This window comes from Antricoccus suffuscus, assembly GCF_003003235.1.
Taxonomy (GTDB): domain Bacteria; phylum Actinomycetota; class Actinomycetes; order Mycobacteriales; family Antricoccaceae; genus Antricoccus; species Antricoccus suffuscus.
Window position 1 is genome coordinate 131,512 of record NZ_PVUE01000004.1, and the last position, 15,086, is coordinate 146,597.

Genomic DNA, 15,086 nt, shown 5'->3' on the forward strand with positions numbered 1-15,086 from the left:
ATACCTCCGAAGTTTGCCTGTTTCATGAATGTAGTCGCCGGCTCCGACGTACCCCGAGTTGACGCGTCACGGGCACGTCTGTCACTATCTTCCCCAGGTCATGAGTACCAGCGTCAAGCCCCGGCTCGCTGGTCGGCAACCCTCCACCGCGGTGGGGTGCTCCGGGTGACGACCAGGCCGTACCTCCAAAACCGGAGGCGGCAAGCGCGGACTCCGAGGACGTCGGTTCTCTCATCCTGAGTTGGATTTCCTACGAGTCCCTTATCCCGAGGGATGTTTTGAGATGACTTCTGTACTCCCAGCTGTCCAGTTCGATGATGCGTTGCATTACCGCGATCCTGAGCTGAACCGCGATTCCGTGCCGGCTTGCGCCGCGGCTCCGGCATGCGACACGCCGTACGCGCGGGTCTCGGGCAGCGACCTTGAAGTCCCGTTGGTGCCCGGCGGCACCATCCGGTATGCCAACTTCGACTATGCCGCAAGCGCTCCCGCCCTCTCTGAGGTCACCGACCGGATCGCCGAACTGCTGCCGTTTTACGCGAGTGTGCATCGCGGCGCGGGCTACGCCTCGCGCGTGTCGACTGCGGCGTACGAAGATGCTCGTGCATCTGTGGCCAGGTTTATCGGGGCGTGCGACGACCAGGTCGTCGTGTTCACCCGCAACACCACCGACTCACTGAATCTTCTTGCCGGCTGCGTGCCGGGGGAGACCGTCGTACTCGACGTCGAGCATCATGCAAACCTGCTGCCTTGGCGTGATGCGCGCATCGTTGAGGCGGCCGGAACTATTGATGAGACGTGCGAGCGGTTGTCCGACGAACTGACCGTCCGCCCAGCGGCGTTGCTTGCTGTCACCGGGGCCTCGAACGTGACTGGTGAGGTGTTGCCGATCGCGCGTCTCGCTGAGATCGCGCATCGCTGCGGTGCAAGGATTGTGGTCGACGGCGCGCAGCTCGTGCCGCACCGCCGGGTGGACTTGGCGGAGTGCGGTGTCGACTATCTAGCGTTCTCCGGACACAAGCTTTATGCGCCATTTGGTGCCGGCGTACTGGTCGGACGGCGCGATTGGCTCGACGATGCTCCGCCGTACCTCGCAGGCGGTGGCGCAGTGATCAACGTGACGGTCGGCGAGGCGATCTGGGCTTCGGCTCCTGCCCGGCACGAGGCCGGGTCTCCCAACGTGCTCGGGGCAGCGGCGATCGCGGCTGCGTGCGACGCGCTCTCGGCACATGACGGCGGGCCGCGCGAGGCCGCGCTGCGCGACCGTTTGTTGGCCGGATTAGCTGGTATCAAAGGGATCGACGTACTTCGTATCTGGGATGACTCGCGCGAATCGGTCGGGATCGTCGCTTTCACGGTCGCCGGCTACGCGCCCGGTCAGGTGGCCGCGTACCTCTCGGCCGAGCATGGGATCGGCGTACGAGATGGACGGTTTTGTGCGCATCCATTGCTGGCGCGCTTTGGTAACGGCGTCGGCGCCGTACGGGCAAGTCTTGGGTTGGGCTCTACGGCGGGCGACGTGGACCGGCTCGTCGCCGCACTCGGTGAGCTAGTGGCGCGGGGTCCGCGCTGGACATACGAGTGCTCCGACGGTCCGTGGAATCCGGTGCCTGAGACGCGCGCGTTCCCGGCGTCCGCAGTCGGCTCCGCAGGGGCGTCACTCTGCTGACGCACGGGCCGCGGGCTAGTCCTCTTGGCGGAGGTTATACGTGTTGGCCGCAATAGCCGCCAACGCGGATGACGTCCTTCGTTACGTCACACGTCGCTACGACTGGGCGTCCAGTCGAGCGGCGACATCGGCCGGGAAGCCGCCGGTCGCGATCGGCCCCCAGCGGGTTGGCGTCACCCGGATCAGCGACTTGTTCTGGACCTTCATCGCCTCGCGGTACTCGTCCCAGTCGGAGTGCTCTCCTGATATAGAGCGGAAGTAGTCGACCAGGCCGTCGAGCGCGTCCGGCATATGGAGGACCTCCGCGTCGCCGTCGACCTGAACGAATGGGCCGTTCCATTCGTCGGAAATCACGCAGATAGAAACCTGGGGGCGGCGTTCGGCGTTGCGGGTCTTGGCCCGCCCCGGGTATGTCGCGATCACGATCCGGCCGCCCTTGTCGACGCCGCCGGTGACCGGCGAGATTTGCGGCGTACCGTCGGCGCGTGTCGTGCTCAGCACCAGTCGGTGACGCGGTCGCACGAACTCCAGGAGCTCATCGAGTCCGACAGTGTCCGAGGTCGCGATGCTTCTAGCCATGCAACAACCCTAGCCCAGCGCGCTCGTCAGAACGGTCGCGGCGATCTGCGGCGTATCTCTGTGAGCCCGACAAATGACCGCAGCGCACGTGTCCGATCCGCGTGCTGGTTTCGGCGTCCGCGCAAGGAAGGCGAGTCGGGCGGTACAGAACCTTGGTCCGTTCGTGTACCGCCGAGACTCATCGGCCGACAGCCGTGGCAAGATCGGCACGTCGTACTGATGAGAACCGAGAGGACCAGATAGCCATGGGCGCACCGCTTGTTGAGGATGTCGACGGCATCCGCTGGATCACGCTAAACCGGCCCGAGATCCTCAATGCCACCACCCTCGACGACCTGCGGGTCATCACCAAGGCGGTCAACGAGTCCGATGGGACTGTCCGCGGCATCGTCCTGACTGGCGCCGGCGACCGCTCGTTCTCAGCCGGCATGCACACCGACACGTTCCACGGTCTCAACCGGCGGGAAGCGTTCGACGCGATCAGTGTCGTCGCGGAGTGTCTGACCGCCGTACGCACCTCACCGAAGCCCGTGATTGCCGTTATTAACGGATTCTGTCTGGGTGCGGCGTTCGAAATGGTGATGTCCGCCGACATCCGCGTTGCGCACGACAAGGTCCTGTTCGGGCTGCCCGAGGTCAAGCTGGGTATTCCGTCCATCGCGGACGCGTCGCTGCTGCAGGAGTACGTCGGCCTCGGCTTCGCCAAGGAGTTCCTGCTGACCGGTGACAACTACCCGGCCACGCAGGCTCCGCTGTCGAGCATCGTGAACAGCTTCGTCGCGCCCGAGGATCTCAAGACCGAGGCAATGCGTTTCATGGACAAACTTTCCGGCCACACGCCAGTCGCGATCGCGGCTCAGAAAGGCCTCATCGAAACCTGGCTCAACACCCCGCTCGCGGTGGGGATCGAGCGTAGCCGCGATGTCTTCGCCGACGTTTTCGTCGACCCGTCGACCGCCAAAGCCATCACCGATTACCGCGCGAGCCTGAAGAAGTAGTCAGGGGCGGCCCGATGAACCGCCGAGTCATCGACATCGATACGCCGACCGGGCCTGCCCGTGCACACGTCACTCGCCCGCCGCGGGCTGTCGGCACGCTGGTCCTCGGGCACGGCGCTGGCGGCGGCATCGGCGCGTCTGATCTTGCCGCGATCGCCGACGCCGTACCGCTGGCCGGGTGGGCCGTCGTACTCGTCGAGATGCCGTGGCGGGTCGCCGGCAAGAAGGTCGCGACTCCGCCGAAGACGCTCGACGCAGGATGGTTGCCGATCGTGGCGTCGTTGATGAGCGGTCGCGGGAAGCTACCGCGGCCGCTGGTTGTCGGTGGCCGCAGCGCGGGTGCGCGCGTGGCCTGCCGTACGGCGCAGGAGGTCGGCGCGGACGGCGTACTGTGTCTGTCGTTTCCGCTGCATCCGCCTGGTAAGCCGGAGAAGTCGCGAGCCTCGGAGCTGCGGCTGCCGTTGGAAGCCGGCTTGCCGCTGCACGTCGTACAGGGTGCGCGTGACCCATTTGGTACGCCGGATGACGTGCGCGCCGAACTACCCGATCCGTCGTACGTCACGGCGGCGGCCGGCACGCATAGCTTCGGCAAACACCCGACGGACGTGACAGCCGCCGTACTCGCCTGGCTCGCCGGCGCCTTCTAACCCACCGCTCGATCCGTCACCTATGTCCGGCGATCCGTCACCTATGTCCGCTCGTCCGTCACGTATGTCCGCTCGTCCGTCACGTATGTCGGCTCGTCCGTCACGTATGCCTTCGCATTTGTCCACAGCTCGGCGTGTCGTCCACAGAATCTGACATCTGATGCGCCCCTCTCGGGTGTTTCGCAGTGGAATCCTCGTATGTCTCTTATCAACGACGGAATGCCGTTCATCAGTCTGGAACACCTAGAGTTCGGCATGACCCGCAAGGAGTTGCGCGACGCGGTTCGTGAGCGTGCGCTACGTCGGCTATTTCGTGGCGTGTACGTCGATGCATCGGTGCCCGACAGCCGAGAACTTCGGGTAACCGGGATAAGGCTCGTCGCCCCTCCACACGCGATCATCTGCGACGGATCCGCGTCCTGGATTTACGGCGTCGATACGTTTCGGCCAAGCGATTGGTTTCGGCTGACCCCGTCAGTCGTAATTCCGCATGGGTCGTCCCGTGTCCGGCACCCCAACGTTGACTGCCGAGAGGCATTCATCGACCCAAATGACGTCATGGAGATCGACTCACTGCTCATCACGACACCTCTGAGAACCACCGCTGACCTGCTGCGACAGATGCGACGACCGTACGCTCTCGCCGCAGCCGACGGATTGGCCAGGGCTAAATTGGTCTGTGTCGATGAGGTCGTGTCCTACGTCCAGCGACTGCGTGGATTTCCTGGAATCGTCCAAGCTCGAGAGTTGGCCAGGCTGATCGACGTGAAATCGGAATCCCCCGGTGAATCATGGACCCGTTTGCGGCTACTGGATGCGGGCTTTCCGCGGCCCCAAGCCCAGATCATCATCAAAGATCAGCAGGGTAACGACGTCTATCGGCTTGACATGGGTTATAGAGAGAAACGTATTGCGGTCGAGTACGACGGTGCGGAGTTTCATACGTCGCCGGAGGACAAAGCGCACGATGAGAGTCGACGCGACTTTCTACGCGAGCAGCTTGGCTGGCGAATCGCAGTAGGAGATAAGAAGTCGATCCTTGGACAAGATGAACGGCTAGAGCTCGAGGTCGGCGGGTGGTTATATGCCGAACCTAACCTTCCACGCATGTGGTGACGGATGGGCGAATTTTCGTGACGGATGGGCGAACTTTCGTGACGGATCGCGCGACATACGTGACGGATCGCGCGACATACGTGACGGATAGGCGAGGGGGTTAGTGGCGACTGCGGCGGCGAGTGAACAACACGAGCGCGACACCCACGACAACCAGTCCAAGGCCGAGGATCAACATAGGTACGGCGTCGACCCCGGTATTCGGCAGTTTCCCGTACGCCGAGGGCGAAGCCGGCGATTTCGGTGTGCTCGGCGCAGAAGCGGTTGCCGAGACGGTGCTGGTTGGCTGAGCCGTCGGTACGGCGCCGGGCGAGCCGGAACCCGGATCAGACTGGGGTGGATCAAGCGGCGGAATCGGATAGTCACTGTCTTCCGGAGCAGAAGAAGTCGAGTCACCCGACGACGCTGATGAATCAGTCGAACCTGTGGTCGATGGGGAAGAGCTGGACTGGTCGCTAGAAGACGACGAGCCGGATCCATCGCCCGTGTCGGACGTGCCACTTGCGGACGAGTCGGTGGCCGAATTGTCGGCGGGAACTGGGGCAGACGGCGAGGTGACGTCGGTGTCGAGCGTCGGCGGACCGTCTAACGATGATTTCCCGGGCGAGCCGGACCCGGACGCAGTGGGGGGCGGGTTTTCAGACGGATCGAGCACCGACGGCCCCATGAGCGTGTTGTCGTCTATCGCGCCAAGGCCAGCTGAGTCAGCGCCCGCCGCACCCGGAGCCTCGGTGGCCGAGGACACGCCAGGCGCGCCAAGCTTCGGAGCGGGAATCGCCGAGCCGGATATCAGTGGGTGCGACATCGTCGACAGATCCGGGTCGGCAGCAGCCGTCCCACCGCCGATCATTATTGCCGCCGCCAATCCGAGGCCAGTCGCGGACGCCAAAACCTTACGGGCGATGGGGCGCGTGGCGGGCATTCAGATCCTTCGAATCGGCGTGCGGTGGTGGCGGAACCTTCGAAACAGGTACCCCGAGACGGCCCAAGATTAACAATACTGGCGTACGGCGACATCTGCCTTAAGTAATACATTCCGCGCAACGGCCGCCGAGGCGCATGCGCCTCTTTGCGACCTAGGCGCCAGGGGTGGGCGGACTACTCGACGAGGAGCTGGCGGCAGACGACGACGAGGACGAGGACGAGGACGACGACGACGGCGGTGGAGGTGGCGGCGCGGGCGGGGCCTTCGCGACGGTCAAGTTGATCGTGTTGGTCGGTGCCGCCTTGGGCGTCACCGGATCTTGCGCGACAACCGACCCGGCCGCGTGCCCGGCGTCCTCGACCTCGGTCGTTTGGATGTTGTTGAACCCCGCAGAGTTGAGGATCTGTTGCGCGGAGGTGATGTCCTTGCCGACGACATTGGGCAGGGTGAGCTGGCCGGTGCTGACGAAGACGGTGACGACGCTGTCCTCGACGACTTGCTCACCGGACTTCGGCGAGGAGTCCACAACGGTACCGGCCGGTTCAGCCGAGTCGCGATCGAGGAACGTCGCCTTCAGGTGCGCTGCGGTGAGCGCCGCTTGCGCATCGTCCTTGCTCAGTCCGACGATCTGCGGGATCGTCTGGGTACTGGGTCCGGAACCGATTTGGATATCGACCGCCGTCCCTTTTGTGACCTTCGAGTCCGAGCTCGGGTCCTGGCTGATGACCTTGCCTTTTTCGCCCGGCGATGAGACGGCCGCGGTCTGCTTGCCGAGCTTAAGTCCGGCGGAGTCCAGCGCAGCGGTTGCCTGGTCAACGCTCAGCCCGGTCAGGGATGGCACGGCGACCTTCGGCGGCGCGTCCTTCGCGCTGAGCTTGGGAATCAGGATGAACGCGGCGATGACGGCCGCGATTACTGCGACGATGACGACTGCCCAGATGGCTTTGTGGCTACCGCTTTTGCGTTCGTCTTCGTCGTACGCCGCTGCGCGTTCGGATCGGTTCGGCGGGACCGGTGGCGGTGGGGTCGTGGGGATGACGGTGGTCGCTTCTTCTTCAGTCATCACCGGGGTCGCCTCGACCGGCCGGCCCTCGAGTGCTCGGCTCAGGTCTTCCTGCATTTGCGCGGCGCTCTGGTAGCGGTTGGCCGGGTTCTTGCTCAGGGCCTTGAGTACGATCGCGTCGAGGGTGCGCGACACACGCGGATTGACGGCGCTCGGCGGTTTCGGGTTTTCCCGGACATGCTGGTAGGCGACCGCTACGGGCGAGTCGCCGACAAACGGCGGCGCGCCGGTGAGCAGTTCGTAGAGCACGCAGCCGACGGCGTACACGTCGGAACGTGCGTCCACATTTTCCCCGCGCGCCTGCTCCGGCGAGAGATACTGCGCGGTACCGATCACGGCGGCAGTCGCGGTCATCGTCGCGGCACTGTCGGACACCGCGCGAGCAATCCCGAAATCCATCACCTTGACCCGGCCGGAGTTGGTGATCATCACGTTGCCGGGCTTGACGTCGCGATGAACGATGCCGTTGCGGTGCGAGAAGTCCAGCGCCGCGCAGATCTCCGACGTAATGCGCATCGCTTGATCGGGTTGTAGCGTCTTTTCGGCCTTCAGCAAGTCGCGTAACGTGCGTCCCTCGACGTACTCCATCACGATGTACGGCGTCGTGACCCCGTCGACGGTGTCGGCGCCGGTGTCGTAGACGGCGACGATCGACGGATGGTTGAGGGCGGCGGCGGCCTGTGCTTCGCGGCGGAATCGGGCTTGAAACGTTTGATCGCGGGCAAGATCGCTGCGCAGCACCTTGACGGCGACGTCCCGACCGAGGCGAGTATCACGCCCGTGCAGCACCTCGGCCATCCCGCCGTAACCGAGCAGGGATCCGAGTTCGTAACGTCCGCCGAACACTCGAGACTGGGTCATGAGGTAATCGTCTGGCCTTCCGCGGTTGATGCATTGAGTAGCTTGAGCTCCGCGTGGGGGAGCTGATTGAGGGACGACGGATCGCTGGACGCATTCACAGTGATCACGATTGCCACGACCAGCGCGATCAGTACCAGCAGCCCGATCCCAACGATAATAGCGATTTTGGTGCGATCACCCTTGCCGTCGGAGCCGACCGGAGGGGCTGCAGGAACGATCGGTACGCCGCCGGCGAATGTCTGCGAACTAACCGGGGGGGACGGTAAGCCAGGACCGCCGCGGGCGCCCGGCGTACTAGGACCTCCAGGCATGCCGGGCGCACCAGGGCCACCGGGCGCTCCAGAGCCACGCGGCGGACCGCCGGGCCCAAACGGTACGACGGGGCGACTCGAGGTGTTGCTGCTGAGCGGACCGCGGGCCGCCGGAAAGGTGCCCGTACCCGCGGCGTTTGGAGCTATCGGCGGATTGGGCGCGCCGCCAGCACGCACTTGGCGTACTACTGGGACGTACGCCGCACCGTCGCGATAACGCATCAACGGGTTCTTCGCCATCGTCATCTGGATCAGCGCCCGCACGTGTGGTGGTACGTCGGGCGGTAACGGCCGCGGAGTGTCGCGGATCTGCGACAGCGCGATCGCGACCGAGTTGTCTCCGTCGAACGGTCGTACGCCGGCGAGACACTCGTAGCCAACGACGCCGAGCGCGTAGATGTCGCTGGTCGGGATAGCCGGCTTACCCTCGGCTTGTTCGGGCGCGAGGTACTGCGCCGTACCGACGACCGTGCCCTGCTCAGTAAGCGCGACACTGTTCGCGGCCCGTGCGATGCCGAAGTCGGTGATTTTCAGTACGCCGTCCGGCCGGATGATCAGGTTGCCCGGCTTCACGTCGCGGTGCACCATCCCGGCGCGGTGTGCGGCCCCCAGACCCATCGCGGTCTGTTCGAGGATGTCGAGGGTGCGGTCGGGGGACAGCCGGCGCTCGCGGATGAGCGTCTCGACGAGCGGCTCGCCGTCGACTAGTTCCATGATGAGGTACGCCAGCCGCTCACTTTCGTGGACGGTTTCGCCGTAGTCGTAGATGCTCGCGATGTTGGGATGCGACAGGGCCGCGGTGTTGCGGGCCTCGGCGCGGAACCGGGCGATAAACGTCTCGTCTCCGGTGAATTCGCTGCGCAGGATCTTTGCCGCGACAATGCGGTGCAGCGTGGTGTCTTCGGCCCGCCACACTTGACCCATGCCGCCGGTCGCAATAGGGCTGAGCAACTGGTAGCGGTCCCCGAGGCGCACGCCGGGTTTCACACTCACTTGCCACCCCCGTGCGCGTTGAGGTAAGCCTTCATGACATCCGCGGCGATCGGCGCGGACTTCTCGCCACCGGTCCCACCGCCGTTCTTGATGAACACGGCAACCGCGATCTTCGGATTGTTCGCCGGCGCGAAACCGGTGAACCAGGTGTGGTCCGGGATGCCCGTGGCGACCTGCGCCGTGCCGGTCTTGCCCGCGACGTCAACACCACTGATCTTTGCGGCCTTGCCGCTGCCGTTTTGGACCACACTGACCATCATGTCCGTGAGATCTTTGGCCTGGCTCTTACTGATGGCCTGATCGCCGAACTTCTCGGGCGATGTCGTGTCGAGGACGGACAAGTCCGGCGCCTGGGTCTCCTTGATCATGTACGGCTTCATCAGTTGGCCGCCGTTGGCAACCGTGGCCGACAGCATTGCGGCCTGCATAGTGGTAAACCGTACGTCACGCTGACCGATCGCGGACTGCGCGAGCGCGGCCTTGTCGATGATGTCTCCCAGCGAGCTGGGAGCCACTTTGAGCGGTGTCTCGAACGAGTTGCCGGTCACGCCGAATTTCTTCGCCATGCTGCGCAGTGATGTCTCACCGATCTCGTCGACGACGAGCTTCGCGAAGGTCGTGTTGCAGGAGATCGTAAACGAGTGCAGCAGCGTGTCCTCGCCGGTCGAGGTGCAGCTTTCGCCGTTGTAGTTACTGAGCGTGGTCTGCGTGCCGGGCAGCTTGTAGAGGTCGGGCGCGGGCACCTTGTCGTCCGGCTTCATACCCTTGTCCAAGGCGGCGGCCATGTCGATGATCTTGAAGGTGCTGCCTGGTGGGTAATTCTCGCTCAGCGCCTGGTTGTTGCGCGGGTCCGGGTTCTGCGCGCTGAGCGCCTGCGAGGCGGCGCGGATTGCCGACGGCGAGTGGCTGCTCAGGGTGTTGGGATCGTACGACGGTGTGCTTGCGACGGCCAGGATCGCGCCGGTCTTGGGATCGAGAGCGACAACTCCGCCGACGACTTTTGCCGCCACAAGAGCGTTGTACGCCGCGTCTTGGGCCGCCGAGTCGAGCGTGAGTACGACGTTGCCGCCCTTGGGATCACGGCCGGAGAACAGGTCGCCGATCGCCGTACCGACAAGCCGGTCGTCGGTACCTGACAGGACGTCGTTCTCGGTCTTCTCGATCCCGGTCGCGCCGTAGACGATGGAGTAGTAACCGGTGACCGCGGCGTACTCACCGCCCTGCGGGTATGTACGCAGGTATTTGAGCTGATCCTTGGTTTTCACCGAGGTAGCGATGGCCTTGCCGTCTACCACGATCGCGCCGCGCTGGCGCTGATACTCGTCGAGCAGGACCCGGGTGTTGGCTGGGTTGTTGCGCAGCGCGTTGGCGCGGACGACTTGCAGCCAGTTGAGGTTGGCGACGACCAGCGCGAAGAGGACGACGACGAACAGCGCGAGTTTGCGGACCGGCTTCTTCACGCCTTGTCCCCCTCGTCAGCCGGAGGGTTCTGCAGCTGGTCGGATAGCGGTAGACGCTCACCGGCAGCATTTTTGCGCAGCGTCAGGCGAGGAGCCTTCGCCGGGTGGCGCTTGGCGGCTTCTTCGACCTTGATCTGCGCCATCTGTAGAGTCTGCTCGCTGATCGGGGCCTTCGGGGTCGGGCGTACGGCGGGTCGCCTTGCCGCGTCCGAGATCCGCATGATGAGCGCAATCAGCGCGAAGTTGGCGACGAGGGAAGATCCGCCGTACGACAGGAAGGGTGTCGTAAGCCCGGTCAGCGGGATCAGCCCGGTGACGCCGCCGGTGATCACGAAGACCTGCAGTCCCATCGAGAATCCGAGGCCGGCAGCCAGCAGCGTGCCAAAGGAGTCGCGCACCAGCAGCGAGGTGCGGAAGCCGCGTTCGACGATGACGACGAACAGCACAAGAATCCCGACCAGCCCGACCAGCCCGAGCTCTTCGCCGAGCGCAGCGGAGATGAAGTCGGACTTGGGCAGCGGCACCTTGTCGGGATGACCGAGGCCCCAGCCGGTGCCGAAGATGCCGCCGGTGCCGAAGCTGAACAGGGACTGTCGAAGTTGGTAGCCGATATCGCCACTGCCGAAGGGGTTAAGCCAGGCGGTGACCCGGTCGCGCACGTGACCGAACAGGAAGTAGGCAAGCGTCGAGCCGCCAAGGAACAGGAGGAGTCCGATAACGACCCAGGAGACGCGTTCGGTGGCGATGTAGAGCAGTGCGACGAAGATGCCGAAGAACAGCAACGACGAGCCGAGGTCGCGCTCAAACATCAGCACCAGCAGGCTGACGACCCACATGATGATGATCGGGCCGAGGTCGCGGGCGCGCGGGAACTCGATCCCGGCCACTTTGCGACTGGCGAGGCTGAGCACGTCCCGTTTGGCGACGAGGTAGCCGGCGAAGCTGATCAGCAGCGCGATCTTCGCGAACTCCCCCGGCTGGATGGAGAACCCGGCCATGCGGATCCAGATCTTTGCGCCGTTGATGACGGGGCTGAGGGATCCGGGCAAGATCGCGGGGAGCGCCAGCAGGATAATTCCGGCGAGGCCGAGGGTGAAGCTGAACTTGCCGAGCGTTCGGTGATCGCGGATGAAGATGAGCAACGCGACGAACAGCACCAGCCCGACGATCATCCAGCCGATCTGGGTTGTGCCATCCGCCTTGGGCATCGGCAGACCCTCGCTGCGCGCGTACTCCTGATCGGCGAAATCGAGTCGCCGGATCATGACCAGCCCAATCCCGTTCAGTAGCGCGACGCACGGCAGCAAGATCGGGTCGGCGTACGGCGCGGTGATCCGGATGGCGACGTGCGCGACCCCCCAGACACCGATAAAGCCGAGGGCGTACCACGCGAGTTGCTTGTCGAGTTTGCCGGTGAGTGCGAGGTCGGTAGCGACTTGAGCGGCGATGACGATGACGGTCGCGAACACGAGCATCGCCAGCTCGGCGTTACGGCGCTTGGGGTACGCCGCGGCGGGTGCGCGGTTTTGCTGGGCGGGGGAGACGGCGACCATCGGTCACCTCTCCTTCCGGCAAGTGACGCCGGGTGTCTGCGGCGCCGACGACTGGCTGGCGCCGGACTCTCCGGAGGCCGATGGGTCCGCCGGCGGTGAGGAGGGCTCCGCCGGTGGGCTCGCCGTGTCCGAGCCCGGTGCCGGACTTGTTGGTGCGGGGCTTGTCGGCGTGGGGTTTGTCGGCGTCGGACTTGCCGGGTCGGGCGTCGTGTGGCACAACGGCAGGAGCTGTTTGGCGAGCCGCCCGACGATCTCGCGCGCATTTTTCAGAGAGGTCGCGTCCACACCCGTGGTGAGGTCGGACCGGGTGACCTCATTGAGATCGCTGGCCCGGTATTTGGTGTCTTCTTGAAGCGAGTAGAGCCGAACCGGCCCGATGGTGGTGTTGACGCCGTTGTATATCACGACGTTGTCGCCCTTGACGCCCACGAAGTACTGCGAGTGTATGTAGGCACGGCCAGCGAAGAACAACCCGATCAGGGCGAGAATGACGACGATCAGGGTGATCAGTAATCGCTTACCCTTGCGCTTTTTCGGCTCCTCGTCTGAGTCGTCGGGTGTCTCGTCCTCGTCGCGCGGTGCGGCTCGGTCGTTATTGGTCGCGATAGCGGCGCGGGCCGCCGGCGTCGTACCCGTCAACTCGCGCTGCCCCTGGTTGTTGCCGGCCGCGCCGTCGACGACGGGTGAGTCAGACACGCTCGCGGACTCGTCATCGTCCAGCACGTCGGCGACGATCACCGTCACGTTGTCCGGACCACCGGCGCGCAGCGCCAGGTCGATGAGACGCTCGGCGGCATCCTCTGGGTCGGTGATCGCGAGGCCGTCGTGGATCGTCTCGAACGACACGAAGCTCGACAGCCCGTCGCTGCACAGCACGTAACGGTCGCCCGGGCGCGCCTCGCGCATCGAGAGGTCCGGCTCGACGTCGGCGCCATTGAGCGCGCGCAGAATCACTGAGCGCTGCGGGTGGACGCTGGCCTCCTCTTCGGTGATCCGACCCTCGTCGATCAGCGCCTGCACAAACGTGTCGTCGTGGGTGATCTGCGTCAGCGTGCCATCGCGCAGCAAGTAGGCGCGGCTGTCGCCGACGTGACACAGCGCGATCCGCTGTCCGTTGAACAGCATCGCGGTGAGCGTCGTACCCATGCCGTCGAGCTCCGGCCGTTCGTCGACGACTTCCCGCAGATGCTGAGTGCTGGAGTGGGTGGCGTCCCGTAGGGCCTCGAGCATGTCGGCGGCTGGCACGTCCTCATCGAGATATTCGAACGCGGCGATGACGATCTTGCTCGCGACTTCGCCGCCGACGTGACCGCCCATCCCGTCCGCTACGGCAAGCAGTCGCGATCCGGCGTACACCGAGTCTTGGTTGTTCTGCCGGACGAGGCCGCGGTCGGAACGAGCCGCATAGCGCAGATACAGCGTCATGCGCGCAGCTCGAGGACCGTCTTACCGATGCGGATCGGTACGCCGACGGGCACATGAATAGGAGCGGCGACCCGTTGGCGGTCGAGGTACGTGCCGTTGGTGGAGCCCAGATCCTCGACGAGCCATTCCCCGTCGCTGCGGCGGGTGAGTCGAGCGTGTCGTGAGCTGGCGAAGTCGTCGGTGAGTACGACGGTCGAGTCGTCCGCGCGCCCGACGAGAATCGGCGCCGTACCGAGGTTGATCCGGGTGCCGACCAGTGCACCGGCGGTGACGATCAGCTGGCGGGGTGAGCCGCGCGGTGCCATAGGGCGCTGCGTTTGCGCGGGTTGCGGACGGGCTGCGGCGCGCGGTGGAGCGGTGGCGACGCTGCGCGGTTTCGAGCCGCTGAGGTCGGCCTTGACGAGCCGGAAGATGAAGTAGAGAAACAGCCACAGAAGCGCGAGGAATCCAAACCGGATGGCCTGGATGACGATCGCTGCGGTCATCGGCCATCACCAGGCTCGTAGCGGTACACCAATACGCTATGCCCGAGCCGGATGACATCGCCGTGAGTGAGGCGTTGGCTGCTGACCTTGCGACCGTTGACGTGGGTGCCGTTGGTCGACTGCAGGTCCTGCACGTCGGCTCCCTGTTGATCGACGACGACCTGGGCGTGCAGCCGTGAGACGCCGGTGTCGGTGATCTGGATGTCCGCCGCCGAACCGCGGCCGATGACGTTCTTGCCGTTCTTGAGCACGTGCTTTGTGTTGGGTCCGTCGACCACGATGAGGTGCTGGTACGCCGCGGGAGCAGGGCTGGGCGGGGCGGCCGGTTGGCGGCCGATGAGCCGAGTGGACGGCTCGTCGTCGTCGTTGGATCGCGGGATCGGTGGCGGTGGTGCGGCGATCGGCGGTGCCGTTGAGCGCGAAACCGGTGGCGGCGGTGGCGGCATCGAGTCCTTATTACCGCTGACGGATGACTGGACGTGAAACACGCCCGTGCTCAGCGAGTCCTGACGCGCGAACTGGATCTTGATCTGACCGTACGTCGACCAGCCCTCGCTCGCGGCGTGCTCGCGGACCATGTCCGACAGGCTGCGGGTGAGCTGGGTTTCCCACTCGTGGAGGTGGTCGTAGTCGGTTGCGCCTAGTTGTACGACGTACCGGTTGGGGACCATGACCCGGTCATGACCCACTATTACCTTGTTGTCGTCGGCATCGATCTTCAGGGCACGGGCGATCTCAGATGGGTGGACCTTGCCCTTGAAGACGCGAGCGAAGGCATTGCCCACGGTGTTTTCGAGCTTGCGCTCGAACCGTGAAAAAACGCCCATCGTGCCTCCTCTCGCTGCCGTGTGCGGGCACCCAAAAGCCGTGCGCCCGAAAAGACGCGTATGCCATGGTATCGGTCCCGTTGTGAGCGGTGCGGTTGATCACTCTGCAAGTCGCGATATCTCGCGCCTGCTCGGCCCTCCGTGAGCTTGTACTCGCCAGCGTGAGAACGCGTG

Annotated in this window: 13 protein-coding genes and 1 riboswitch; of the genes, 4 read left to right on the forward strand and 9 right to left on the reverse strand. The window is 64.8% G+C overall.

Features of this window, described 5'->3' with window-relative positions; all coding sequences use genetic code 11:
- Positions 1-96 precede the first annotated feature (96 nt).
- Positions 97-213, forward strand: a riboswitch (SAM riboswitch).
- Positions 214-283: 70 nt separating this feature from the next.
- A complete protein-coding gene (locus CLV47_RS07025; protein WP_106348312.1) occupies positions 284-1,669 on the forward strand; it encodes an aminotransferase class V-fold PLP-dependent enzyme in 1,386 nt (461 codons plus the stop codon).
- Positions 1,670-1,765: 96 nt separating this feature from the next.
- Here the strand turns inward: CLV47_RS07025 and CLV47_RS07030 are convergent, their stop codons facing one another.
- The gene (locus CLV47_RS07030; protein ID WP_106348313.1) at positions 1,766-2,248 is read right to left on the reverse strand and encodes a PPOX class F420-dependent oxidoreductase; all 483 of its coding nucleotides are present in this window, start codon (positions 2,246-2,248) and stop codon (positions 1,766-1,768) included.
- 245 nt (positions 2,249-2,493) lie between these two features.
- Here CLV47_RS07030 and CLV47_RS07035 point away from each other — a divergent pair, with 245 nt between their 5' ends.
- From CLV47_RS07035 to CLV47_RS07045, 3 genes are all read left to right on the forward strand, one after another.
- Positions 2,494-3,246 (forward strand): enoyl-CoA hydratase/isomerase family protein, encoded by a 753-nt coding sequence (locus tag CLV47_RS07035; RefSeq protein WP_106348314.1) that lies wholly within the window; start codon positions 2,494-2,496, stop codon positions 3,244-3,246.
- Between the two features lie 14 nt (positions 3,247-3,260).
- Entirely contained in the window at positions 3,261-3,893 is a 633-nt protein-coding gene (locus tag CLV47_RS07040) for an alpha/beta hydrolase family protein (RefSeq protein ID WP_106348315.1), read from the forward strand.
- Between the two features lie 198 nt (positions 3,894-4,091).
- Positions 4,092-5,009 (forward strand): hypothetical protein, encoded by a 918-nt coding sequence (locus CLV47_RS07045; RefSeq protein ID WP_106348316.1) that lies wholly within the window; start codon positions 4,092-4,094, stop codon positions 5,007-5,009.
- Positions 5,010-5,109: 100 nt separating this feature from the next.
- Here CLV47_RS07045 and CLV47_RS07050 read toward each other — a convergent pair whose 3' ends face one another.
- The 8 genes from CLV47_RS07050 to CLV47_RS07085 all read right to left on the reverse strand — a co-directional run bounded on the left by CLV47_RS07050 (position 5,110) and on the right by CLV47_RS07085 (position 14,912).
- Positions 5,110-5,931: an LPXTG cell wall anchor domain-containing protein gene (locus CLV47_RS07050; RefSeq protein ID WP_106348317.1), complete on the reverse strand. Its 822-nt coding sequence runs from the start codon at positions 5,929-5,931 to the stop codon at positions 5,110-5,112.
- A 154-nt stretch (positions 5,932-6,085) separates the two neighbouring features.
- Complete coding sequence (pknB, locus tag CLV47_RS07055) at positions 6,086-7,858, reverse strand: Stk1 family PASTA domain-containing Ser/Thr kinase (RefSeq protein ID WP_106348318.1); 1,773 nt, start codon at positions 7,856-7,858, stop codon at positions 6,086-6,088.
- Positions 7,855-9,162, reverse strand: coding sequence for a protein kinase domain-containing protein (locus CLV47_RS07060; protein WP_238145269.1), 1,308 nt, complete (start codon positions 9,160-9,162; stop codon positions 7,855-7,857). Before CLV47_RS07060 ends, pknB begins: the two co-directional genes overlap by 4 nt.
- A complete protein-coding gene (locus CLV47_RS07065; protein ID WP_106348319.1) occupies positions 9,159-10,622 on the reverse strand; it encodes a peptidoglycan D,D-transpeptidase FtsI family protein in 1,464 nt (487 codons plus the stop codon). Before CLV47_RS07065 ends, CLV47_RS07060 begins: the two co-directional genes overlap by 4 nt.
- Positions 10,619-12,175: an FtsW/RodA/SpoVE family cell cycle protein gene (locus CLV47_RS07070; protein ID WP_106348320.1), complete on the reverse strand. Its 1,557-nt coding sequence runs from the start codon at positions 12,173-12,175 to the stop codon at positions 10,619-10,621. The genes CLV47_RS07065 and CLV47_RS07070 overlap by 4 nt, the downstream gene beginning before the upstream one ends.
- A 3-nt stretch (positions 12,176-12,178) precedes the next feature.
- The gene (locus CLV47_RS07075) at positions 12,179-13,600 is read right to left on the reverse strand and encodes a PP2C family protein-serine/threonine phosphatase (protein ID WP_106348321.1); all 1,422 of its coding nucleotides are present in this window, start codon (positions 13,598-13,600) and stop codon (positions 12,179-12,181) included.
- A complete protein-coding gene (locus CLV47_RS07080) occupies positions 13,597-14,085 on the reverse strand; it encodes an FHA domain-containing protein FhaB/FipA (RefSeq protein WP_106348322.1) in 489 nt (162 codons plus the stop codon). Before CLV47_RS07080 ends, CLV47_RS07075 begins: the two co-directional genes overlap by 4 nt.
- The gene (locus CLV47_RS07085; RefSeq protein ID WP_106348323.1) at positions 14,082-14,912 is read right to left on the reverse strand and encodes an FhaA domain-containing protein; all 831 of its coding nucleotides are present in this window, start codon (positions 14,910-14,912) and stop codon (positions 14,082-14,084) included. Before CLV47_RS07085 ends, CLV47_RS07080 begins: the two co-directional genes overlap by 4 nt.
- Between the last annotated feature and the right edge of the window lie 174 nt (positions 14,913-15,086).